The following is a 23,650-nucleotide window of genomic DNA, read 5'->3' on the forward strand; positions in this document are numbered from 1 at the left end:
TGTCGAAACGTACCGATTTTTCTTTATATAAAAGGCATACTACTTATATAGTAAAGTATTTTATTTCCCTGACTTGCTGTTAAAGTTCCTTCTATATAAAAAAGAGCTGATACATAATCAGCTCTTTTTCCTTCTATTATTTATGACGCTTCGTACGCCCTTCTTTTTGTAACTCTTTAAATAATGCTGCCATCATAAAGAAAATAACGAAGACGAATGGGAATGCTGCTATGATAGCTGCCGTTTGTAAGGCTTCTAATCCACCTACATATAATAAGATAGAAGCTAACGCTGCTAAAACGATACCCCAAACCATTTTAATGCGGTTTGGTGGATTTAAACTACCATGTGTCGTTAACATCCCTAAAACGAATGTCGCAGAGTCTGCAGATGTAATAAAGAATGTAGAAATCAGAAGAATTGCTAGAACAGATAAAGCTGATCCAAAGCTTCCCATCTGATCAAACATAGCGAATAATCCTACTTCTGTTCCCATCTCTTTCACTTTTTCAAAGATATGTGCAGCACCAAACAACTCCATATGAATACCAGTCCCGCCGAAAACAGAGAACCAAAGCGCACCGATTACAGTCGGTACGAGTAACACACCGATAACAAACTCACGAATGGTACGTCCTCGTGAAACACGAGCAATAAACGTACCTACGAATGGTGACCATGCAATCCACCATGCCCAATAGAAAATTGTCCACGACTGAATCCATTGGTTTCCGCCTTCATCTAATGGACTTAAACGGAAGCTCATGCTTGGCAATTCCTGAAGATAAGAACCGATTGTTGAAGTGAAGTAATTCATAATAAAGTTTGTTGGACCTGCAAATAATACAATAATCATAAGTGCAAACGCCAAAATAATATTCGCATTACTTAAATATTTAATTCCTTTATCAAGACCTGTTTGCGCAGATAACATGAAAAGAACGGTTACGATTGCAATAATAACTAACTGTGTCGGCAATGAATTCGGAATAGATGTTAAATAACTAACACCACCTGCAATTTGTTTTGCACCAAGACCTAATGATGTTGCAACACCAAACACAGTTGCGAAAACAGCTAACACATCAAATGAATGAGCAATACGTCCATGTTCCCCGCCTTTAAATAACGGACCTACTGTCGCACTAATCGTACTTGCTTTTCCTTTTCTAAAAGTAAAGTAAGCAATACACAGCGCTACAAATGCATATAGTCCCCACGGATGTAATCCCCAATGGAAAAATGAAAAGCGTAGTGCAAGACGCGCACTTTCCTCAGTTGCACCTTCTCCAAATGGAGGTGCGTACAAATGGTTTAACGGTTCGGCAACGCCCCAGAAAACTAAGCCGATACCCATACCAGCGCTAAATAGCATAGCAAACCATGTCATATAACTATAATCAGGCTCATCATCATCTTTACCTAAACGAATAGAACCGTATTTCGAAACAATTAAAAAGATAGACACACCTAATATAATAGAAACAGAAATAATATAGAACCATCCAAACTTACTAACTAATGCAGTTTGAATTGCGGTTGTTACATTTCCTAGGCTACCTTTTCCAATAATAGATTCGGGAATAATCCCCCAAATTGTAAATGCAATACATAATGTTAATGAAACGATGAATGTTTTTGTCAGTTTCCTCATCAAATCCCCCTTCGTAGGTTTCACTTTTGTAAATAACATCAATTCCGATATGTAAAATCGGATAGAAAACTATGATTTTTGCGGTGATTTTCTTACTTTCACCTTCACCAATTCGAATTCTTATGGACAGCCTTACCTTCCGTATAATCTTTTTACTCTGCAAGAGCTACAAGATCGAAATACTGCTGTCAAATTGTGCGAGAAAAATGCGGATGGGAATATGTTTTCCCAAAAAAGGATGTGTTACAGATGTAAAAAAGGGCATTTTTCTTCCTTGCAACCCTTTCTGTTTGTAACAATTATGCGGTTTTTTTGCTAGTATATAGCACGTGTTTATAGTTTCACAAACAAAATGTTTATGTTTATATAACTATATTACCCATAAAACGGTAAAATACTCAAGGAATGTAATCGTTTAGTAAACATCATGTAACACTCCTGTAACATTTTTATTTACGCCGAAAACAATATGTTGTATTAAATATTTTGAATATAAGTAGAAACCTAATAATCATATGGAATGAAAAACGCTTTCCTATATTTTTTGTTATATTACAGGATGTTAACGACTGATTACGAATGGTTTGTAATTGTGTGTTTTCCCGAAATCCGAAAAAATCTGTTGCTATAATGAGGACACGAAAACAAACGCAATGGAGGCTATCATGAAAAAATTAATTGGAATAGCAACAGCAGCAGTTTTTGGTCTTGGGATTTTCACATCATCTGCTAATGCAGAAACTGTTGTAACAACAGACGTACTGAATGTACGCGAAAACCCTACTACGGAATCAAAAGTTGTCGGTAAATTACTAAACGGTAATAAAATAGATGTTCAAAATACAGAGAACGGATGGTCAAAAATCACTTTAGATGGTAAAGACGCATTCGTAAGTACAGAATTTACAAAAAGCATCTACTACGTAACAGCTAACGTATTAAACGTACGTGCTGAAGCGAACACAAACTCAGAAATTCTTGGGACGCTTAAGAAAGACGATATGATCGAAACAACGAACCAAGTACAAAATGAGTGGTTACAATTTGAATATAACGGGAAAACAGCTTATGTTCACGTTCCTTTCTTAACAGGTACAGCACCTGTTATTGAGAAACAAGAACAACCTGCTCCTGCTAAAACTGTAGCACCAGCTAAAGCGCAAGCACCTGCAGCACAAGCAAAACCAGCTGCTAAGCCTGCTGTGAAAGCTGCTGAAACTAGCACACCTTCTGGTGGTCGTGAGTTAACAGTTGTAGCTACAGCATATACAGCTCACCCAAGTGAAAACGGTGGCACATACGGCGGCCGTGTATTAACTGCAATGGGTCATGACTTAACAGCGAACCCAAACATGAAAATGATCGCTGTTGATCCAAAAGTAATCCCATTAGGATCTAAAGTATGGGTTGAAGGTTACGGAGAAGCTATCGCTGGAGATACTGGTGGTGCAATTAAAGGTAACCGTATCGACATCTTACTTGGATCAGATAGTGCTGCTCAAAAATGGGGACGCAAAACTGTTAAAGTGAAAATTTTAAAATAACCAATGACTGCTAAAGCCGGTTCTCTTTGTTGAGAGCTGGCTTTTATTTTTTTATAATAGCTATAAGGAGGTTATGTCCATGAATGTACAAGCAAAAGTAGACTGGATCGGTACACCAAAACCGTATATATATAAGGATGAAGTAACATACGACGCTACTTCCATTGACTTTTCACTCGCTGGTGATGACAATCGATATAAATTAATTGTGCTCAGCTCTGAAGAAAATACACATTACAAAATTGTCCAATATGGAATCAAACCCGGCTCACAAAAGCCATTTCCTATCGACATTCCATTCGAACAAAACATGTTACCAATCATAGAACAAATATTACATGATCCATATGTACAAGCGATAGTAAAGGAAACGCGCTCATAATTGTAAAAAAGGATACCACCTAGCTGATTTTTTCGGCTAAGTGATATCCTTTTATTTTCCCTTCGTGAAAACGAGTAGAGAAAAATATATCAACGGTTCGACACGAAATATCGATTTACTAGCAAAGATTCACAAAAAAAGAGGCTGTTCAACAATATTGAACAACCTCTCTTCTTTATTAGCGAGTCGGACCAGATACTTCCTCTGACTTAAGCGTATTATTCGCTCCAAGAGAATGGTACAGTATCTTTCCATTTCCATTAACAGTAACGATATGGTCATTATTAAAGCTTTTGAACTTTACAGACCCATCACCGTAACGAATATGGTACTCTTCGTATGTCGTTACTTTATATTTCGTAGCACTTTGACGCTCTATATTACGAACATCCATCGTTAATAAGTCTTCTGTAATTCCTTTTTTGTGTAGATACTGTATGTAATCACGGTCTTCCTTGTACGATTTCCCGCTCTTATCATAATTATTTTCAATTAGACTAAAATCATTTAGTGAAATCGCACGTACATTATCATAAATATGATTTCGTACAAAATCACCAACTGCCAAACTAGAAGCTTCTTTCGGGAATTTTAAGTAATATGTACTTTGTTCTCCCACTTTCATACTTTCAGATTTAATTACACCGTATTCAGCGTTTTTTTCTAAATGCACCTCTACTGTTTCATCTGTCGGGACAGGACCAAGTTTATAACTTCCGCGGCTCAACTTCCCGCGCTTCTTACCATTTACAAATACATTTGCATCATTTTCATCAGAAGAAATCGTTACATAATTTCCTTCTAGTGATAATTTAACATCCACCTTCGCATCTTTTTCATCTGCCAAGTCCACTTCTTTTTCTGTTTCTAAATCAGTTAGTTCCATCTTCGCTTTTGCCTTTACAACGTAAGAACCAGGGAAATATGGACCAACTTCTTTTGAAGTTTTCTCATTTGATAACTCTATCTCTTTCTTATCATTCACATAAATTTCAGCAGTCTTCGCAGTCGTGCTTACATTCATATAATAAGATTTCATATTAAATTTATACTTCGGATATAAGAACCATTCTTTCCCGTCTTCTATAATTTGACCATCTTTAAATGATGGTTTATCGCTTGCTAGTTTTTGATCCACTGTCTCTCTTTGTAAATAAGATAGCAGTTCTTTATTATAAGAAGGGTTTTCTTTTAAATAACGGATGTACCCCTTAATATCTTCAGCTTTAAATTTCAAGCTCGGATCATCTACTTTTACAAACTCATCAATTGCATTCGCATCTTTCTTTTGGAATGCTTCAATCATAACATTGACCTGTTTTTCTTTTGAAAATTTGCTTGCACCAAATTTATACGCGCCAAACAATATAGCAAAGATAACCACAAATCCTATAAGTAACACTATATTTTTCTTACTTTTCACTGGCTTTATATCTCGTTGTACTTCCGAACGAGAAGAAGCTGTTTGATCAGCAATGACTTCTACCTTACTTCCACACTCCGGACAAAAGTTCAAATGACCTGCAACTTGTTTATTACATTTCCCACAAAACTTCAAATGGCTCTCCCCCTTATTTTTTTACTAACTTCATACCCGCGAATGTTAATGCGTAAGAAAGAAGAAAACTCCCTACTATTAAATACATCGTGCTACTTTGAATAGAGAATAATGGTCCGGAAATCCCCGCAAATTCCTTCATAACTTCTTTACTTCCCGAAGCCTCAATATGAATTTTGGCCAACCCATTTACACAAAGCATCATCACAGTATAAACCGCACTAAACACAGCAATAGTTACGTACATATTTTTCATCGGATATTGAGCCAGTTTCATTCCAGCTCTAAATAGTAAAATACATGGTAATAAAATTAATAATCCCCACCAGTGCATATAGAAATTGAAGTCATCAATTTCTTTTACTCGTTTAAGATTCGCTCCATTAGCAACTTCCAGATCTTTTAATGACGTACCATTTATTGATATTCCTGACATATAAGATAAATGCAATGGACCTTTTTCTATTGAATATCTTCTCATTTCTTTATCCATATATCCCCATTCAATTGCTGTTGGAGCAAAGTGAGCCATATTCCACATGTATGGTGTTGCTTCTAATGAAATTAATGTTTTATATGTTTTCTCAGGAAAATCAATTGGTCCCATTGACTTTGAACTGCTAAATAAAATTGTAATAAGTATAATACCAAATGTAATAAGCAATCCTTTTAATACAGTTACTACACTATAATAAATGGATGTTGCATAAGGAACACTTCGACTAATAGAAGATAATAGACGGTGTGGCCCTGCTTTAATGCACATCCCAATAAAGGTAAATAATAAACCAAATATAATGCCATACAATAAACTAACAACATGAGAATAACCAACATCGATTGTCATCGATTGATAGAATTGAGAAATTGTCGTAGAAGAACTTGCAATAAAGCTTACAATACACAAGAAAATCCCATATACAATACCTATGGTACTTGATGTTATTACCTTCTCACGCCAAACAGCAGAAGGGGCACTTCTCTCTACAAAGAATCCAATTCCACCTAATATAAGTGCCGGAATAATTAACAAGATAAACAATGGGAAATGAAGGATAAATGACATCGTGTATGCCCCACTCCCACTAACTTCAAGGCCTATTAAATGATACATTAAAATTAATGGTGCTATGCCGATGAAAGATTGATCAACTGTAGCCATATTCAGCATACCGTTCATATTTGTAAACATCGTTCTCACTAGGTCGTTAATCGCCGCATCGACAATTAAGCTACCAATCCAACCGGCGATAAACATACATACAATTGCAAGCCCACCACCAAGTAAACCTTTTTTTAAACTGCTTCCAGATGAACTTACATGTAATTGTAAATCTTCGTCTGGTAATCTCGTTTTCATTTCTTTTTTCATAATAACAAATAAGGAATCCCCGCATTTCTCACAATACGTAGCAGTTCCTTTACTTTCCACTCCACAAGTTCGGCAATACCTTGAGTCTTTCGGCGCTAACGTAACTTCACTTTCTACACTACCTGTACTTGATCCATCATGCGTACAATAATTCGCTACATCCGACTGTTCTAAACCACAAGTTTTACAATACATGTTCCTCACTCCTTACTTTGCTTCATACCACAAACTGGACAGAATGTAGCCTCTGTTGCAATTTGTTCACCACATGAAGTACATGATCCATTTTCAGCATTTTTTGATTGAAGGAGTAACTCATTTTCTTTTCCGCACTGTCCACAAAATTTATCATTTAATGATAATGGGCCGCCACAGCTACACTGCCCTTTCTGCCCTTGATTCTGTAGATTAGCAATTTGCTTACGCGTGTTATAAATAGCAACATCCAGCTCTTGTACTGGTTCTATAATATTTTTTAACACATCTACTCGGACTTCATCATTACGGAGTTGCATATATGCCGTTTGACCAAGTTCAAGCAAAATTTCAGTTTTCGCTTGTAGTTTCTCTTGCGTAATTTTCTTTAATTGCGCAACCTCCTGAGCTACTTGCAATTTCATCTTTCCTTGCTCGATTCCCTCTTGCAATTTGTTCATACCGCTACCAAACTTCGCTTGTAAATCTGACAAATTATTTCTCCTCCTATACATATATAGTAATATACAAAATTAATATTATATATATTACCATGATTTTCAATTTATGTAATCCAAATTTCATTTTTTCTGTTTTGAGCATTTTTTGTTTATAATGGTAAAGGAAAGAAATATGTGTACGGAGGAATATTATGCTGCAACACTCAATTACAAAAGATGAAATTATGATGATTGCGAATGAGTTCGTTCAAGGACTAGATCCACAGCAAACAGCTGATCAGGAACATGTCGCTACAGCTCGGCACCTATATCGTAGTGGCGTTGTCTACAACGTTGACTTTGATGGTTATACACTATCAGGAACTGTAGATGCTGAAGGCAGCGTATATAGCGTCCATATCCCAATTCGTAACGTCGCTGAAAGCTATTGTGATTGCTTTGCACCAACACAATGTGAGCATATGCTCGCTGTGTTATTATCTGCAGCGTCGAGTTTCGGGCAAGTAGGAGATGTATTAACTTTATTTAAAAATAATACGAAACCTTCCCTTCCTCCTATTCGAACTGCAAGACAAGTGTTGCAATCATCAGCTTTTGAAGAAACGGATTATAAAAGTTGGCACTCATATTTTGATAACGAATATGAATCATTTAAAAAAGAACAAGCTCGGCTTACTTATAAACAAATGTATTTTCTTATGAGTATTTTTACGGACTTCTATACGAAACTCGAGCGGAAAGCTCCGCGCATTGTTGCGATACATGAATTGTTCAGGCTACATGCAGCGCTTTATTGCTTTCAAAAATTACTAGAAGAGATTCAGGACTTCGAAGCAAATAAAACGTATTCTTATCACCAGCCTGTTAACGTCGTTCGCTTATTTGTAGATAAAGTGGAATCCATCGTTCGGGACTTACAATCAGAAGCGATTCCTCCAGAGTCTGACGCAATTTTGCACGAAACAGCTCGTCTCGTTCACGAAGTATTCTTCTCCACCGACGCCTATACGCAAGAGAGATTTTTTATTTATCGTCACATATGGAGTGAACTCTTACACAAGAAAGAGCAACTGCAGGAAGAAGAAAAGCGAATCAATACGAAAATCAATCCACTTTCCAAAGCATTAGCATCTTCTCATCTACTCTTTTTAAATGACGAAGACCTATTAGCAATGAACTTACTCAAGAAACAGCCTGCTTCTGTTGTCAGCCTGTACTTCTATTGGTTAGAAGAGCTATTAAATGCAATGCGGTGGGATCGTGCAAAAAACTGGCTTTCCTTTACGTATAAGCAAGTGAAGAAAACGATACATGAGCACGAAAATACAATTTTCATAAAAGATATCGTTCGCTTATTTGTCATCATGTATGAAACGTATGCAACTCATACAAATGAACAAGCCGGACTCGAAATGATTTTGCAAGAGCTATTACCATATAGTTTCGCAAACTATGAGCAATACGTACTCGCGAAAAAGCAATATCGTACATGGGCAGAACTTCAGCTCTTACATGGATTTGAAGCCATTGAACTTTTGAAAGAGCCTCTGAAAGATATTGAAAAAGAAGATCCAGAAGCGGCCCTTCCTCTTTATCACCTTGCTGCTACCGAGGCCATTGAAGAGCGAAATCGTAAATCATATAGACGTGCAGTTCGTTACTTAAAGAAATTACGTACATTATATAAACGATTGAAGCGCACTGATGAATGGGATGCTTTCATTATTCACATCGCAAACTTACATTCACGTCTGCGTGCACTACAAGAGGAATTACGGAAAGGAAAATTAATCGATGATCAATCAAACTGAAGTAACAATTAGGCTCCAGCACGTTAGTCAAGGTTGGTTCCTTTGGGGAGAAGATGACAGCGGTACTCCCTTATCCGTAACAATTTGGAAACGAAATGCATTTACATGGCACTCCACTTCCTTCTACGGCACGTTTCTAAAAGAAGCAACCTTTGAAGGAAAACAAGGTGTTATGCTAACAAGCGCACAAGCATTTGAATACATCGCTAATAAACCGATGAACTCCTTTGCCCATATTCAAATGAACGGCCCTATTACAGCACTTACAGAAGATGCGAACGAATTATGGGATGCCTTCATCAGCGGTAATTTCGTACCTGATATGGAGCGTTGGTCTCAGCAACCATCTTGGAAAGTTCAAAATACCCCAATCGAAGATGACACATTGGCATCTCTTTTCTCGACTGCGGTAAATGAAAGCATATTACAAGATAACCGTTCGAACGACGGATGGGAAGATGCCAAGAGACTTTATGAACATTACGACTTTACGAAAAGACAATTGGATGCAGCACTACATGAAGAAGATTGGCTTCGAAAAATTGGTTACATTGAAGACGACCTTCCCTTTACAATCGGACTACGGCTACAAGAGCCACAAGAAGAATTTGAAATGTGGAAGCTTGAAACAATTGTTACACCAAAGCGCGGGGCACATCGCATATATGTATATGAAAGTATCGATTCTTTACCAAAACGATGGCACGATTATGAAGAGCGTATTCTTGAAACACAAGAAGGCTTCAGTAAGCTCGTACCGTGGTTAAAAGAAGACGAGACATTCCGAAGTGAGCTCTTTGAAACGGAAGCATGGAACTTCTTAACAGAAGCAAGTAACGAATTACTCGCTGCAGGTATTACGATTTTATTACCATCATGGTGGCAAAATTTAAAAGCAACAAAACCAAAATTACGTGTACAACTGAAGCAAAACGCTACGCAAACGCAATCTTTCTTCGGTATGAATACGCTCGTTAATTTTGACTGGCGCATTTCAACGAACGGCATTGATTTATCAGAAAGCGAATTTTTCGAGCTCGTTGAGCAAAACAAACGATTATTCAATATAAATGGTCAATGGATGAGACTGGACCCAGCCTTTATTGAAGAAGTGCGAAAGCTCATGAACCGTGCCGATAAATATGGACTCGAAATGAAAGATGTCCTTCAGCAACATTTATCAAACACTGCTGAGGCAGAAATTGTAGAAGAAGATAGTCCATTTACCGATATTGAAATCGAACTAGATGGATATTATGAAGAGCTATTCCAAAAACTATTGCACATTGGAGATATTCCAAAAGTAGATGTTCCTTCTGCACTAAACGCAACACTCCGTCCATATCAACAACACGGCATTGAGTGGTTATTATATTTAAGAAAGCTTGGATTCGGCGCATTATTAGCTGACGACATGGGACTTGGAAAAAGTATTCAAACGATCACTTACTTACTATATATAAAAGAAAACAATCTCCAAACAGGACCTGCCTTAATCGTGGCACCGACATCTGTTCTTGGAAATTGGCAAAAAGAATTTGAGCGTTTCGCGCCAAATTTACGTGTTCAGTTACATTATGGAAGTAACCGAGCGAAAGGCGAATCATTTAAAGACTTCCTTCAATCAGCAGATGTTGTATTAACATCTTACGCATTGGCTCAGCTTGATGAAGAAGAACTTAGTACGTTATGCTGGGATGCTGTTATTTTGGATGAAGCGCAAAATATTAAAAACCCACATACGAAACAGTCGAAAGCAGTACGAAACTTGCCAGCAAATCACAAAATCGCTTTAACCGGTACACCTATGGAAAACCGACTTGCCGAACTTTGGTCTATTTTCGACTTCATCAATCATGGGTATCTCGGCAGCTTAGGACAATTCCAGCGCCGCTTCGTCTCACCGATTGAAAAAGACCGTGACGAAGGAAAAATCCAACAAGTTCAACGTTTTATCTCACCATTTTTACTGCGCCGAACGAAGAAAGATCAAACCGTCGCATTAAACTTACCAGATAAACAAGAACAGAAAGCTTACTGCCCACTTACTGGTGAACAAGCTTCCTTATATGAACAACTTGTTCAAGATACATTGCAAAATGTTGAAGGATTAAGTGGGATTGAAAGACGCGGATTTATATTACTAATGCTAAACAAGCTCAAACAAATTTGTAATCACCCTGCTCTTTATTTAAAAGAAACAGAACCAAAAGACATCATCGAACGTTCCATGAAAACGAGCACGCTAATGGAACTCATTGAAAATATAAAAGATCAAAATGAAAGTTGTTTAATCTTCACACAATACATCGGTATGGGGAACATGCTAAAAAATGTGTTAGAAGAACATTTCGGTCAGCGCGTCCTCTTCTTAAACGGTAGTGTACCGAAGAAGGAACGTGACAAAATGATCGAGCAGTTCCAAAACGGAACGTATGACATTTTCATCTTATCGTTAAAAGCAGGTGGAACTGGCTTAAACTTAACCGCTGCCAACCATGTCATTCACTACGACCGTTGGTGGAATCCAGCTGTAGAAAACCAAGCAACAGACCGCGCATATCGTATTGGTCAAAAACGCTTCGTTCACGTTCATAAACTGATTACAACGGGGACACTCGAAGAAAAAATTGATGAAATGTTAGAAAGAAAACAATCACTAAACAACGCCGTCATTACAAGCGATAGTTGGATGACCGAACTATCTACAGACGAGCTAAAAGACTTACTTGGTGTATAAACAAAAGGAGCTAATCTCAAAAGATTAGCTCCTTTTTCTATTCCAAAACCAATTACTTATTAGAATCCCTGTTAATCCGCCGCACGTATCCAGTAATGAATCTTGCCACATCGGTGTACGATCTCCCGTAGTCCATTGATGAATTTCATCAAATGTTGCATATCCCGCAACGAAAAGAAGAGCGTATATAAAGCACCTTTTTCTCGAATAACCCGATCGATGAAAAGCATAATACGTCAATGAACCAAGCATAAAGAACACCATAAAATGAGCACCTTTACGAAGGAAAAACTCAATAAATCCGCCTACACCTTTATTTGCAATGCTAACAGGTGTACCACCGCCATAATCGATAGATACCCATGAGAAATGCTCTTTCACAAACTCAACATTTACACATTGTTCAATATCCGAACGCATATCCTGGTTTTTATATGGTTGTGCCGAGGAATAGAAAATCAACCCCATCCATAGTAAAACTGGAATCCAAAATAACCATTTACGATTCATTCTTCCGAAACCCCTCTCTTAGTCTTTTAAGCGTACCAAAAAAAAGAATAAATTTCACGCCAAAACATGACATTTGCACCCTATTTATAAAGTGAAAGGAGGTGATAAACATGGCAGTCGAAACAATCGTAATGGACTTAACTTTACGTCTTGTCTTAAACAGTGGATTAGATAAGAGCGGAAAAACAGCCTTTAAGCACAAACAATTTAAGCGTGTTAAAACAAACGCAAACTTAGAGCAAATACAAAACGTAGCACGTGCTCTCGCTTCTTTACAAGCATCACCGCTTCACGCTATACAACTCGTTAGCACATCAGATCTTTCTAACCTATAAGGTGAAACTTTAATCAGTGGGGTGTTCATCCCCCGCTGATTATAAAGCAACATCAATCGGCCCTGCCTAACGGGATAAATAAAAAGGAGGAAATAACGTATGCAAGTACTAGAATTAATTTTCACGAAAGAAGATGGAAAAACAGTTGTTTTTTCTATCGAGCAACCTATCACACCCGTCGATGCACAAGTCGTAAATCAAGTAATGGATACGATCCTTGCCTCATCTGTATTTTCATCAATTAATGATAATACTCGAAAAAAAGGAGCCCGTCTTATAGAAAGGAATGTATCTGAAGTTCCCATTACCTTATAAACAAAAAGACGAATCTGCATCATTTTGCAGATTCGTCTTTTTTCTTCGGCATTTCAATCGGAATAAAGATTTTTGAAAAACCGACGCAAACATATTTATAGTGTTCTCCGCCTATATCAAACTCGGTCGTATATGTTGAGAAGAAAATATAATCATTTCGCTTTGTATAATTCTCGATTAATAATCCAACTTGTGGCTCAACATATTTTTTCGCCAACTTCTTACCAGCCGATGCTAAATCGCCAAGGAGACCCTCTTCATTTTCCTTTTGAACCTCGTCTAGCTTCTTACTCACATCATTACGTTTCATAAACTGCTTTGCTGCCCAGTCCGTATATTCACCTTTACTCGGATTACTATTTGCTAAATATACTAGAAGAACAACAACTAGAGCCATAATAATATACTTTTTCTTCATACTATCTCACCGCCTACTCTTTTCTATTTTCATATATATGTACAAGCGATGCAAATTAGAAAGACTATCATCTATTGATTGTAAACGAATAACCACAATTTACAATATGAAACAGAATATTAACAATCAATTTACTTAATTCGTATATAATTATATTTGGTATTACTATCATTTATAAGGGAGGAATCAAATTTATGAATGAAGAAAATGATATTATTATTTCTAATTCTACAATGATGCTGGAGCCTTACAAGCACCCTTATTATCACACCAAAATTATCGACAGTAGCGGGAACCATCTTTACTCCTGTCAAACTGCTCTCCAACTCATCAAGCAATCTTGTCTAACCAATGTTCACTCTACTTATCAAGGCAGACGTAATGCAGTCCAAACAAACTTTAAATTTAAACAAAATGTCCCAATTCCGATTAATCACCGAGAATATATTTGTGCTTTCCCGACAGAATCTCCTTCTTCTCCAAACTGTATATGGCTATTTTATAACCATATAGATGACATAGAATTTTTCAAAAAGAGTAAAAAAGCTAACATTCATTTCTCAAATGGCACTACTACAACAATACATATCAGTCCCCATAAGTTAAAACAGCAATTATTAAAAGCTGGATACGTATTATCACGTATGAACATGCAAGATTCACTACAATTTAAAAACCTCTTATCACATTTACTACCTTAACAGAATAAGAAGAATGGAAAGTAATATCCCTTGCCTTGCCTTCCATTCTTCTTATAATGTTTATCCTCTTAAGCTATTTCGCATTTTCTCAAGTGCTTGCCGATACACCCACCTCACTTGATAATAGGTCATTTCCATCTCGCTAGCGATTTCTCCCATCGTTTTCCCTACAAAAAATCGTTCAAAAATAATATACTTCTCCTTTTCATCTAACACACTCATAAAATCCTTCGCTTTCATTTCAATATCTTCAAAATGGAAGATATCCTCATACTCTCCTACACATACATATCTTTCTTTCACAGTAGATTCTTTCTTCAATCTTTCTAATATATAACCACGCACCGTTACAACTGCATATGCTGGGAAACTTCCTTTCTCCGCATCAAATCTTTCATACGCATACCAAAGACCAATTAAACCACATTGATAATACTCTTCATGATCTTGGTAAATACCCAACTTCTTGATTTGATTCACAATCATACCTTCATACAAAACAACCGCCTCTTTAAAAGTTGCTGGTTTCACGCAGTACCCACTTATAAAAGGTATACCTCTTTGTTATTCCGCCGGTACCTCCACAATATAAAAATAAATAAGGGATTTCACTGTGAGTAATTTCAAATACTACCGCTGAAATTTTAAATTACACGAAGCAGAATTTCAAATTTTGCTGGTTGTATTTGAAATAAGGGTAAAAATAAAAAAGATTCCCTCTATACATGAGAAGGAACCTCTTGTTTATAAATTTTCGATTTATACTATTCTGCAGTTATACGTTTGAGGGATCTATCGATTGCATATAGACCTGTAGCTAAAATACAACTTATAACTCCAACAAATATATAAGGATTCTTATTCGGCATATATTCTACCGCTAACAATAATACAACTAACATGAACAAAAAATTTGCTAATAATTTCTTAAACATATGCATCTACTCCTTATAACAAAAATGCAGCAATTATTTTTATAATTGTTGCATTTCTTTCTAGCAACTTAAAGTACCGCTATTATTGGAACATTCCTTGTAAAGCGCCTAATCCAAGAGCTAAGACAAAGAAAACAATAGTAATAATTGTTGCCTGCTTTTTAGTTAAACCAGCTGTAATTTGAAGACCTAGCCATGTAACTACGTATCCCCAAATTGTAAACACCTCGAATTTACTTACAATACCTTTTACAACACCACTACTTGTGGAAAAAACTGGTCCTAAACCAGTGTACATTTCCTGACCCGATCCACCTAAAATATATGCCAAAATCGTATTGATTAATAAACCAAGTAACGAAATAACACTTGAATACACAGTAATTGCCAATAATTTTTTATAAGAAGTATCATTGCTCATAAACATCATTAATACTTTATACACCACAGCTCCCAATAGGAAACCAAATCCCATACCAAGAGCACCTACACCGAATCCCATACCATATGTCATTCCAGCTGAAACAGTAACACCTAATTCCTTATTAAGCTTAATAGCTTCAGGTGTCAGAGAATATACATAAGCAGCAAATCCACCAACCAATCCACCTAGTAAAACAAGTATCCAAAACGCACCCCAAACTGCATTACTAGTCTTCATTCTCTCAAACTGTTCACCTGGAGATGTAATCATCCCTAATAACGATGGCTTTTTAGACCCTACATCTTGCGTATTAATATTCGTTTCCATTATAACGCCCCCTTATTTATACTGGCATATTTGGTAAGAATGCCGCAATTAACATAACAATCGCTGCTAAGAATAACGCTTTAATGATGAATAAAACGATAATTGGAATCGCTGCTTTTACTTTACTTACTCCTGCTGTAATTTGCAGTCCTAACCAAATTAAAACGATATTCCATAAATAAAATACTTCAATCGAACTCCCTATTCCATAAGCAACTGAACCTTCCTCAAATAGTGGTCCTAAGCTTGTATATGCAGTTGGTGCAACACCTAAAATTAAAGCTATAATACCATTAATAAATCCACCAATAATAACAACAATGTTCGCATATACAATAATCGTTACTAATTTTTTATAAGAGGTATCATTCCCATAGAACATCATAAACACTTTATAAATAGCTGCAACAACGAATGTTGCCAGCATACCACCTATAGTACCAGACACAATGCCGTAAATAACGTCGGATGTCAGTGAACTCTGTCCTGCAAATTCACCTAGTTCTTTTTTTATTTTCACCATCTCAGGTGACGTATTTGTAACGTATGTAGTAAAAGCACTTAACAGCCCTTGTAATAGCGCCATTAAGAAGAACATACCCCAAACTTTCTCGCTCGTCTTCATTCTCTCAAACTGTAAACCAGGAGAGGTAATCATCCCCAATAATGATGGCTTCTCTCCGCCTACTTTTTGTGTATTCAAATTCGCTTCCATTATAACGCCTCCTTCTATTTATATAACCCGTTCTAACGGGCGGTTCACTTCCTCATATGAGGCTACGAACCGCCCACTAGAACGGTAATGTGTAGTTCTACTACACTATTAATTATTCATAACGTAATGCTTCAATTGGATCTAATTTCGCGGCTTTATTCGCTGGAATTAATCCGAAAATAATACCGAGTGTCATAGAGAACAGTACGCCTCCAACGACAACTTCCCATGAAACGAGTGGTGGCCATTTCGCAAATGTGGAAACGATATATGCCCCGCCATATCCAAGACCAATTCCAATTAAACCACCTAGCAGCGTTAACATGACTGCTTCAATTAAAAACTGTAATAAAATTTTACTACGTGTTGCCCCAAGTGCTTTACGTATCCCAATTTCGCGCGTACGCTCCGTTACAGATACAAGCATAATGTTCATAACGCCGATACCACCAACGACTAATGAAATACCCGCAATACCGCCGATGATCATCGTCATGATGCTAGTGACTTTAGAAACATTTTCTTGTAATTCTTTTAAATTCACCAGTTCATATTTACCTGAAATTTCACTTGGCTTACGACTATTTAATACATCAACAGCTTGTTTCCCAGCTGCTTCTAAATCGTCTACATTTTTAGCTTGAATTGCGATATTTTGAATATCATCTGTTCCGAATAAAACAGGCCATAATGTAAGGGGGATTAACGCTTCTTCCATTTCAAATCCCATAAACTCATTATCAGATGTATACACACCAATAATTTGCATCGGTTGCCCCTTCATCTCAATAATTTGTCCAACTGGGTTTACGTCCTTAAATAGCGTCTCCTCTGTTTTTGTACTAATCATCACAACGTTATTTGCATGAGAAATATCTGATTCACCTAAAGTACGTCCCTTTACGACCTTTACTTTATTAACCGCAAAATATTCATTATCAAGACCAATAACATTCAGATTTGCTTTTTTATCATTTACATCCAATATCTCTGTTGTCGAATTTGTCGTAATAACATGTGAAACATTTTTCACCTGTTTTACTTCCATAATATCCTCTTCTGTTAACTTCGGTATTTCAAATCCGCCTATAGCAAACTCATCATTCATATCTGGTTTAAATTGAATTGGCATAAGGTTATTACCACCAGAACCTGCGAATTTCGACTTCAGCATCGCTTCCCCACCTTGCCCAATTGCAACGACAGTAATAATAGAACCAACACCGATAATAATACCGAGCATCGTAAGAGCTGAACGCAGTTTATGAGCTAAAATAGAAGATAGGGCAATTTTTATGCTATCTAGTAAACTCATACCGCACACCTTCTATCTTCTGTAATTTTCCCATCTCGCAGTACAATGCGACGGGAAGAATACGCTGCTACTTCCTCTTCATGCGTAACCATAACAATCGTCGTACCTTCTGCATTTAGCTTCGTGAAAATATCCATAACTTGCTCACCAGACTTCGTATCAAGCGCACCAGTTGGCTCATCGGCCATAATGAACGTTGGGTTATTCGCAATCGATCTTGCAATCGCTACACGCTGCTTCTGTCCACCTGATAATTCATTCGGCAAATGATGAACCCTATCTGACAAACCGACTTTACCAAGCGCTTCTAGAGCCCTTTGGCGACGCTCTGCTTTCTTCACACCACCGTATACGAGCGGAAGTTCAACATTTTCTACCGCCGAAAGACGCGGCAGCAAATTAAAGTGCTGAAACACAAAGCCAATATATTCATTACGAATTAAAGCAAGCTTTGACTCGTCTGCTGTTAAGATATTCACATCATTCAGCATATATTCGCCTTCTGTTGGACGATCTAAACAACCGATAATATTCATAAGCGTTGATTTACCAGAACCAGACGGTCCCATAATCGAAACGAACTCACCACTTTGAATCGTTAAACTAATACCGTGCAAAATCGGCACTGCCAATTTTCCTTGATAATACGTTTTAGCAATATTATTTAACGTAATCATTTCTCTTTCACTTCCATTCCGTCATACACATCGTCGGAAGGATTTTTAACCACCTTTTGCCCCACTGTTACGCCTTCCACAACCTCTGTCCAGTCTCCATCAGTAGAACCTTTTTTCACATTTTGTTTACGAAGCTTTCCTTTATCCTCAACATAAACAAATGCATCATCAGCTTTTTCTACAATACTCTTAGTTGGAACAGCAATCATCGTCTTATTCTCTAAACTTACTTGCAGAGAAACGTGATAACCTGGAGATAAACCATCTTGACTATCAAGACTTGCTTTATATGTATATTGGGACATATTTTGAGTCGCTTCACCCAAACCACCAGCTTGAGCCATCTCTGCACTCGTTGGGAATTCACTTACCTCTGTAATCTTACCTGTCCACTTCTTCTTATTATTTGCTTTCGCAGTTACAGTAAATGTTTGATCCTTTTGAATTTGTGACTTTTGAAGCTCAGTTAACGTCCCTTGAATTTGGAATGGATCTTTAGAAGCCACTTGTAAAAATGCTTTCCCTTGACCACCTAACGCTTGAGATGAACTTTGCGCCGCATCTTTATCTAACTTTTGAACGACACCAGTAAAATTACTATAAACCGTAAGTTCTTTCTGTTTTTTACTTAACTCCTCTTTCTGCAACTTCCCTTTTTCTTTCTCAAGATCAGTTGTCTTTTGCGCCATCTCTAACTCACTTACTTGCTCTTCCATCGGATCTGTCACTTCTTTCCCAGCTCCGCTATCTTTTGCTTTCTTAATTTCTTTCTTCAGCGAATCAATCTTCTTCTTCCCTTGATCATAACGCATATTCGCCATCTTCTGATCAAGCTCAGCTTGCTTCATTTGCAAATTAATCTCTTCATTATCATAAGAGAATAACTTCGCACCTTTCTCAACCTCTTGTCCTTCTTTTACCTCAATATCTTTCACTTTTCCTTTAGTTGGATCTGCATAAAAACTTTCAATATTCCCAGGCTTCACCTGACCAGAAATTAACTTCGTATTATTAAGCTTTCGCTCCGTTACCTTCTCAAAACTTACAGCATCAGCAGATGTTGATGCTCCCTTCTTCTTACCTTGCATAATAAAAATATTAACTGCTGCTACAATAACAATTAGTGCAATAACCCCGATAATAATCCATTTCTTCTTCTTGTTTGGAGTACGAACCGTATTTGGTATCATTTTCTCGCTCCCTTTATAACTTAATAGTTTAATATAAAAATTGTATAAAACTTTCCGAAAACAAATTACATATTATTACATTCTTTTTACAAAGTTTTACACATCCATTTATATTGTAACAAAAATTCCAATGATTAGAAATATGACATATTGTCTTTTAAGATAGATTTAAGGAAAGATTATATTAATATAAAAAAGCCATCCAACATGATAATTGGATAGCTTTTCGAACAAAATATTATGCCGCTTTAGGAGCGTTCCTCTCATGTCCACGTTGAACGATGAACAAGAAGATTGTTGATAAAATTGCACCTGTTAGTAGTAAGATGAAGCAACCGTCCCAGCCAGAACGATCAACAATAACACCGATTGCTGCGTTTGCTACAAGACTTCCGCCTACATAACCGAACAGACCACACATACCAACTGTCGTACCTACTGCAAATTTCGGTACTAATTCCATCGCACTTAAACCGATTAAGAACTGTGGTACATAAATTAAACAACCGATAATAGAAACTGCAATACTTACAACAAGTATGCTAGTTGCTTGCCAATATACGAACGTACCAATAACTACTCCGACCATACTAATGATACATAATGGCATACGTTTTCCTTTAAATAATTTATCACTTAAAAGACCAACGATTAATGAACTTGGAATTGCCATACCTTCAAAGATTGCGTATGCCGCATGTGCTTCATTTTTTGAAAAACCTTTAACTGTCGTTAAATAAAGTGGAACCCAGTTAATAACACCGAAGCGAATTAAATACACAAATGCATTTGCAATACATAAGAACCAAACAAATTTATTCTTTACTACATATTTCATTAAAATTTCTTTTGGTGACATCTTGTTAGCATTATCTGCTTTTTCAAGATTTTCATAGTCATTACGATACTCATCAATTGGAGGAAGACCTTCTGATTCTGGTGTATCCTTCGCATTAATCCAAACAAGAACTGAAATTACCATTGCGATAATCGCTGGGAAAATAAACACGCCGCCTTGCCAATGATTTTCACCAAAAATAGCTACACCAATTCCGACAAGTGGTGGCACAAGCATTCCGCCAACGTTATGTGAAATATTCCAAATACCTGTTTTCGTACCACGTTCTTTCTTCGAGAACCATTTCGTCATAACGATACTACAAGGTGGTGCTCCCATACCTTGTACAATACCATTTAGAACAAGTAATGTAACAATCATTCCAAAGGATGATGCAAAACCAAAACAAATATTTACAAGCCCTGATAAGAATAAACCAACCGCGATAAAGCGCTGGGCGAAAGCTTTATCTGATAAATTCCCCATAAAGAACTTACTAAATCCATAAACAATTGCCATGATTGAACCTAGTAGTCCAATTTCAGCTGTACTAAATCCATATTCTTGTACTAAATACGTACTTGATAACGTAAAGTTACTACGAACTAAATAATAAGCAGCATACCCAACTGAAATTCCCATCAATACACGAATACGTAGTAATCGATATACACGGTCGATCATATCCGCTGGCAATCTCTCAATTGCAGGTGCTGGCTTAAGCCATTTAAACATATTCTTTCGTCTCCTTTTCTCACTTCTGAGAGAGACGCTGTCTATTCCATATCTCGATTATTCCGCTATTTGATATATTTTTGTTTGTTCTTCTAACCGGCTGTCCTTCAATTTCTTTCTCGTTCTTCGCAAACATCGTTGGTACGCCAAATGAAACCTTTTCTAAAATGTGAACCGCTTCTTCTGATAAACAATAATCAATAAATAAATCCGCAATAATACCATTCGGTGCACGTTTTAATTTCGAAATCGCATTAACAGATAATCCTGTTTGCTCAGGTACAATACTTACAATTGGAAAGCCTTGTTTTTGAAGCATTCTCTGGTCTCCCATGAAATTGATGCCTATCATATACTCACCGCTCGCAACAAGCTCGACCGGTACGTAACCATTCACCGTTACTTCACCAACTTGTCCTGCAAGATTCTTAACATATTCCTTCGCTTCCTCTTCACCTACAGTATCAATAAGTGATTGAAAAAACGTATATGCTGTTCCTGAGACATTTGGATCTGGCATAACAACCTTTCCCTTATATACCGTATTTAACAAATCTTTCCACCTTGATGGATAAGGAAGTCCGAGCGGTGCTATTTCTTCATTCCACCGCTCTTTATTGATCGCAATTGCCAGTTTCTCCACTTCATAACCGTACCAATAACCATCTTTATCTTTAACAGTTTTTGAAATACGATTCCCATGCTGGCTCGTAACGGGAATAGATAGATTTTTTTGTTTCATCATTTGATGCGCGTCTACCGTACCACCAATAATAATATCCGCTTTCGGATTACCTGCTTCCTCTTCTACCCTCCGAAGAAGTTCTTCTGTCGAAAGACGAATAAATTCATACGTACAGCCGCGTGGTTTACAAAATGATGAAAGCAAAGCTTCACCAACTTCCTCACGAGCTGCTACATACGCAACAAGATGACGATCATCCAAAATAGGGAGACCACTTTTATTATATTTAATAGAGGTTGTATCTCGAGAGCAACTAGACATCGCTCCTCCAATTACTAGCAAAAAGAAGAAAAAGGCTATCTTTCTCATGACATATTCTCCTTTACAAATACATTTGCGAGGGAGCTTTTCATATACATAACATTCCCATTATTATCACCGAGATATTGCACAACAAAGTACGACGGATACACAGAAATAGTAAGAATATCTTCTCGCTCATTCTTTATACGCTTCCCTGTTTTATAAGCGGTAATATAAGCAATTGGTTCATTCTGTGATTGTAATAATTTCTGTATTTCTCCGTAATCTGTAATTTGCTTTGCGTACCGAATCGAATCAAGTATGTGCGTAAGATTCATCGCACGTTCTACATCACCTTGGCGTACTATGACATCCTGTGCTGACGCAAAAAAATCACTAATACGTTCTGGTGTGTAATACAGGCTTAACAAATACGTTTGAAATGCTGAAATCATTGGGTCCGTACCATTCTTTCCGTACATATCAGCCCCGTACTGGAACAAGTCACCTACTGCAAAAGTACGTTTATGTCCATTCAAGTACGTTACTTCTCCAGTAAATACTTGTTCTTGATTCTTAGCCTCTCTCGGTTCTATTTGAATTCGGTCAAAGAATGAAACAATCGTATGCAAACGAACTTCATCCGTTATAACAATTTCTCCCCACTTTTCATGCCTAACCTTCATTTCAGTAGGCAGGGATTCATTCACTCTTTGTAAAACAGTTTGTTTGTCATTCACTATTGTGATCCGATTATATATTTGCTTCTCCATCACATAAAACAAAATAATAGAAACAATTATACAAAGAACAAACATAAGAATTTGAAATGATAGCCTTTTCATTTCTGCCTACCTCCAAGATAAAAAAACGTTGTTTCGAAAATACCGCATAATTGTTTCATAAATGTATCATTTAACCGCTTTCAAGTTTTTTATGTCTTCCATCCGTCTCGGAAGCAAGAATGTAATAAATATTGTAGTACCAACCTCTTCACTACTCTCAATTCGCATACTTCCGCCCTGCTTATTCATAATCTCCTGACAAATATACAAACCGTAACCATTCCCGTAACTAGAAGGAAGTACCTTCCCTTCTGGCGATTCATTCCACTCTGCAAGCACACCTTCATCTATACCAATGCCATCATCATGGACAAAAACCTTCGCCTCACGTTCATTTACAATTACATTCATACGAATTTGCGTAGCATCGCTATATTTTATCGCATTATCAAGCACGTTTAAGAAGATCTGTTTCGTCTTATCGAAATCTGCAACAACATGTACATCTGTTAACTCATTTATTACTTCAATCTCAAATTTCTGCAGGCGAGGTTTCACAATTGAAACTGCTTCTTCTGCTAATTCCTTTATATTCACAACTGTAGGTGACACTTCAAACGTACTCGTCCCATACTTTGAAGACTTAAGCAATTCCTCTACAAGTGATAATAAACGCTCACTCTCTACAGCTACATAACGCAGGCTCTCCTGTACATCTTCCTTCG

The 23,650-nt window shown here is 37.0% G+C and carries 24 protein-coding genes; 7 read left to right on the forward strand and 17 right to left on the reverse strand.

What is annotated here, in order from left to right; genetic code table 11:
* Window positions 1-136: 136 nt before the first annotated feature.
* Window positions 137-1,654, reverse strand: a complete 1,518-nt coding sequence (gene opuD / locus MR113_RS11000; protein ID WP_242254179.1) for a glycine betaine transporter OpuD — start codon at window positions 1,652-1,654, stop codon at window positions 137-139.
* 665 nt (window positions 1,655-2,319) lie between these two features.
* Here opuD and MR113_RS11005 point away from each other — a divergent pair.
* Complete coding sequence (locus MR113_RS11005; RefSeq protein WP_046955549.1) at window positions 2,320-3,198, forward strand: cell wall-binding protein EntA; 879 nt, start codon at window positions 2,320-2,322, stop codon at window positions 3,196-3,198.
* 79 nt (window positions 3,199-3,277) lie between these two features.
* Complete coding sequence (locus MR113_RS11010) at window positions 3,278-3,580, forward strand: DUF3910 family protein (protein WP_098238603.1); 303 nt, start codon at window positions 3,278-3,280, stop codon at window positions 3,578-3,580.
* Window positions 3,581-3,758: 178 nt separating this feature from the next.
* Here the strand turns inward: MR113_RS11010 and MR113_RS11015 are convergent, their stop codons facing one another.
* The 3 genes from MR113_RS11015 to MR113_RS11025 are packed head-to-tail and all read right to left on the reverse strand — an operon-like array spanning window position 3,759 to window position 7,199.
* The gene (locus MR113_RS11015) at window positions 3,759-5,138 is read right to left on the reverse strand and encodes a zinc ribbon domain-containing protein (protein WP_242254181.1); all 1,380 of its coding nucleotides are present in this window, start codon (window positions 5,136-5,138) and stop codon (window positions 3,759-3,761) included.
* A gap of 13 nt (window positions 5,139-5,151) precedes the next feature.
* The gene (locus MR113_RS11020) at window positions 5,152-6,705 is read right to left on the reverse strand and encodes a hypothetical protein (RefSeq protein ID WP_242254183.1); all 1,554 of its coding nucleotides are present in this window, start codon (window positions 6,703-6,705) and stop codon (window positions 5,152-5,154) included.
* A gap of 5 nt (window positions 6,706-6,710) precedes the next feature.
* Window positions 6,711-7,199: a zinc ribbon domain-containing protein gene (locus MR113_RS11025; RefSeq protein ID WP_242254185.1), complete on the reverse strand. Its 489-nt coding sequence runs from the start codon at window positions 7,197-7,199 to the stop codon at window positions 6,711-6,713.
* Between the two features lie 158 nt (window positions 7,200-7,357).
* Between MR113_RS11025 and MR113_RS11030 the strand changes: the two genes are divergently transcribed.
* The gene (locus tag MR113_RS11030) at window positions 7,358-8,977 is read left to right on the forward strand and encodes an SWIM zinc finger family protein (protein ID WP_242254187.1); all 1,620 of its coding nucleotides are present in this window, start codon (window positions 7,358-7,360) and stop codon (window positions 8,975-8,977) included.
* Window positions 8,961-11,717 (forward strand): DEAD/DEAH box helicase, encoded by a 2,757-nt coding sequence (locus MR113_RS11035; protein WP_242254189.1) that lies wholly within the window; start codon window positions 8,961-8,963, stop codon window positions 11,715-11,717. Before MR113_RS11030 ends, MR113_RS11035 begins: the two co-directional genes overlap by 17 nt.
* A 24-nt stretch (window positions 11,718-11,741) precedes the next feature.
* On the opposite strand, the gene MR113_RS11040 is transcribed toward MR113_RS11035, so the two are convergent.
* Complete coding sequence (locus tag MR113_RS11040; protein WP_242254191.1) at window positions 11,742-12,227, reverse strand: VanZ family protein; 486 nt, start codon at window positions 12,225-12,227, stop codon at window positions 11,742-11,744.
* Window positions 12,228-12,337: 110 nt separating this feature from the next.
* Between MR113_RS11040 and MR113_RS11045 the strand changes: the two genes are divergently transcribed.
* Both MR113_RS11045 and MR113_RS11050 read left to right on the forward strand, forming a co-directional pair.
* Window positions 12,338-12,562, forward strand: coding sequence for a DUF1659 domain-containing protein (locus MR113_RS11045; RefSeq protein ID WP_242254193.1), 225 nt, complete (start codon window positions 12,338-12,340; stop codon window positions 12,560-12,562).
* A 99-nt stretch (window positions 12,563-12,661) separates the two neighbouring features.
* On the forward strand, window positions 12,662-12,877 hold the full coding sequence (locus MR113_RS11050; RefSeq protein ID WP_242254195.1) for a DUF2922 domain-containing protein: 216 nt from the start codon (window positions 12,662-12,664) through the stop codon (window positions 12,875-12,877).
* Between the two features lie 19 nt (window positions 12,878-12,896).
* Here MR113_RS11050 and MR113_RS11055 read toward each other — a convergent pair whose 3' ends face one another.
* On the reverse strand, window positions 12,897-13,295 hold the full coding sequence (locus tag MR113_RS11055; protein ID WP_000731403.1) for a DUF4359 domain-containing protein: 399 nt from the start codon (window positions 13,293-13,295) through the stop codon (window positions 12,897-12,899).
* A gap of 194 nt (window positions 13,296-13,489) precedes the next feature.
* Between MR113_RS11055 and MR113_RS11060 the strand changes: the two genes are divergently transcribed.
* Window positions 13,490-13,996: a competence protein ComK gene (locus MR113_RS11060; protein ID WP_242254197.1), complete on the forward strand. Its 507-nt coding sequence runs from the start codon at window positions 13,490-13,492 to the stop codon at window positions 13,994-13,996.
* A gap of 60 nt (window positions 13,997-14,056) precedes the next feature.
* On the opposite strand, the gene MR113_RS11065 is transcribed toward MR113_RS11060, so the two are convergent.
* From MR113_RS11065 to MR113_RS11115, 11 genes are all read right to left on the reverse strand, one after another.
* A complete protein-coding gene (locus MR113_RS11065) occupies window positions 14,057-14,527 on the reverse strand; it encodes a sigma-70 family RNA polymerase sigma factor (protein ID WP_242254198.1) in 471 nt (156 codons plus the stop codon).
* Between the two features lie 233 nt (window positions 14,528-14,760).
* Complete coding sequence (locus tag MR113_RS11070) at window positions 14,761-14,931, reverse strand: hypothetical protein (protein ID WP_242254200.1); 171 nt, start codon at window positions 14,929-14,931, stop codon at window positions 14,761-14,763.
* An 82-nt stretch (window positions 14,932-15,013) separates the two neighbouring features.
* Window positions 15,014-15,682, reverse strand: coding sequence for a YknW family membrane protein (gene yknW / locus MR113_RS11075; protein ID WP_242254203.1), 669 nt, complete (start codon window positions 15,680-15,682; stop codon window positions 15,014-15,016).
* A 16-nt stretch (window positions 15,683-15,698) separates the two neighbouring features.
* A complete protein-coding gene (gene yknW, locus MR113_RS11080) occupies window positions 15,699-16,397 on the reverse strand; it encodes a YknW family membrane protein (protein ID WP_242254207.1) in 699 nt (232 codons plus the stop codon).
* A gap of 112 nt (window positions 16,398-16,509) precedes the next feature.
* Entirely contained in the window at window positions 16,510-17,712 is a 1,203-nt protein-coding gene (locus MR113_RS11085; protein ID WP_242254208.1) for an ABC transporter permease, read from the reverse strand.
* Window positions 17,709-18,389, reverse strand: a complete 681-nt coding sequence (locus MR113_RS11090; RefSeq protein WP_000631628.1) for an ABC transporter ATP-binding protein — start codon at window positions 18,387-18,389, stop codon at window positions 17,709-17,711. The genes MR113_RS11085 and MR113_RS11090 overlap by 4 nt, the downstream gene beginning before the upstream one ends.
* Window positions 18,386-19,579: an efflux RND transporter periplasmic adaptor subunit gene (locus MR113_RS11095; protein ID WP_242254209.1), complete on the reverse strand. Its 1,194-nt coding sequence runs from the start codon at window positions 19,577-19,579 to the stop codon at window positions 18,386-18,388. Before MR113_RS11095 ends, MR113_RS11090 begins: the two co-directional genes overlap by 4 nt.
* Before the next feature lie 238 nt (window positions 19,580-19,817).
* Window positions 19,818-21,152 carry an MFS transporter gene (gene pgtP, locus MR113_RS11100; protein WP_131931226.1) on the reverse strand — a complete coding sequence of 445 codons (1,335 nt, stop codon included), beginning with the start codon at window positions 21,150-21,152 and terminating at the stop codon, window positions 19,818-19,820.
* A gap of 19 nt (window positions 21,153-21,171) precedes the next feature.
* The gene (locus tag MR113_RS11105) at window positions 21,172-22,206 is read right to left on the reverse strand and encodes an ABC transporter substrate-binding protein (RefSeq protein ID WP_242254210.1); all 1,035 of its coding nucleotides are present in this window, start codon (window positions 22,204-22,206) and stop codon (window positions 21,172-21,174) included.
* Complete coding sequence (locus tag MR113_RS11110) at window positions 22,203-22,985, reverse strand: DUF3919 family protein (protein WP_242254211.1); 783 nt, start codon at window positions 22,983-22,985, stop codon at window positions 22,203-22,205. Before MR113_RS11110 ends, MR113_RS11105 begins: the two co-directional genes overlap by 4 nt.
* 66 nt (window positions 22,986-23,051) lie before the next feature.
* A partial coding sequence (locus tag MR113_RS11115; protein WP_242254212.1) for a sensor histidine kinase occupies window positions 23,052-23,650 on the reverse strand: 599 nt, incomplete at its 5' end.

The organism is Bacillus cereus group sp. BfR-BA-01379 (genome assembly GCF_022663605.1).
Lineage (GTDB): Bacteria > Bacillota > Bacilli > Bacillales > Bacillaceae_G > Bacillus_A > Bacillus_A mobilis.

Coding starts and splice junctions, on each gene's coding strand:
- pgtP (WP_131931226.1), bottom strand. CDS start 21,152: ATGTTTAAATGGCTTAAGCCAGCACCTGCAATTGAGAGATTGCCAGCG.
- MR113_RS11105 (WP_242254210.1), bottom strand. CDS start 22,206: ATGAGAAAGATAGCCTTTTTCTTCTTTTTGCTAGTAATTGGAGGAGCG.
- MR113_RS11060 (WP_242254197.1), top strand. CDS start 13,490: ATGAATGAAGAAAATGATATTATTATTTCTAATTCTACAATGATGCTG.
- MR113_RS11110 (WP_242254211.1), bottom strand. CDS start 22,985: ATGAAAAGGCTATCATTTCAAATTCTTATGTTTGTTCTTTGTATAATT.
- MR113_RS11035 (WP_242254189.1), top strand. CDS start 8,961: ATGATCAATCAAACTGAAGTAACAATTAGGCTCCAGCACGTTAGTCAA.
- MR113_RS11030 (WP_242254187.1), top strand. CDS start 7,358: ATGCTGCAACACTCAATTACAAAAGATGAAATTATGATGATTGCGAAT.
- MR113_RS11045 (WP_242254193.1), top strand. CDS start 12,338: ATGGCAGTCGAAACAATCGTAATGGACTTAACTTTACGTCTTGTCTTA.
- yknW (WP_242254203.1), bottom strand. CDS start 15,682: ATGGAAACGAATATTAATACGCAAGATGTAGGGTCTAAAAAGCCATCG.
- MR113_RS11020 (WP_242254183.1), bottom strand. CDS start 6,705: ATGTATTGTAAAACTTGTGGTTTAGAACAGTCGGATGTAGCGAATTAT.
- opuD (WP_242254179.1), bottom strand. CDS start 1,654: ATGAGGAAACTGACAAAAACATTCATCGTTTCATTAACATTATGTATT.
- MR113_RS11010 (WP_098238603.1), top strand. CDS start 3,278: ATGAATGTACAAGCAAAAGTAGACTGGATCGGTACACCAAAACCGTAT.
- MR113_RS11050 (WP_242254195.1), top strand. CDS start 12,662: ATGCAAGTACTAGAATTAATTTTCACGAAAGAAGATGGAAAAACAGTT.
- yknW (WP_242254207.1), bottom strand. CDS start 16,397: ATGGAAGCGAATTTGAATACACAAAAAGTAGGCGGAGAGAAGCCATCA.
- MR113_RS11085 (WP_242254208.1), bottom strand. CDS start 17,712: ATGAGTTTACTAGATAGCATAAAAATTGCCCTATCTTCTATTTTAGCT.
- MR113_RS11095 (WP_242254209.1), bottom strand. CDS start 19,579: ATGATACCAAATACGGTTCGTACTCCAAACAAGAAGAAGAAATGGATT.
- MR113_RS11040 (WP_242254191.1), bottom strand. CDS start 12,227: ATGAATCGTAAATGGTTATTTTGGATTCCAGTTTTACTATGGATGGGG.
- MR113_RS11090 (WP_000631628.1), bottom strand. CDS start 18,389: ATGATTACGTTAAATAATATTGCTAAAACGTATTATCAAGGAAAATTG.
- MR113_RS11005 (WP_046955549.1), top strand. CDS start 2,320: ATGAAAAAATTAATTGGAATAGCAACAGCAGCAGTTTTTGGTCTTGGG.
- MR113_RS11055 (WP_000731403.1), bottom strand. CDS start 13,295: ATGAAGAAAAAGTATATTATTATGGCTCTAGTTGTTGTTCTTCTAGTA.
- MR113_RS11070 (WP_242254200.1), bottom strand. CDS start 14,931: ATGTTTAAGAAATTATTAGCAAATTTTTTGTTCATGTTAGTTGTATTA.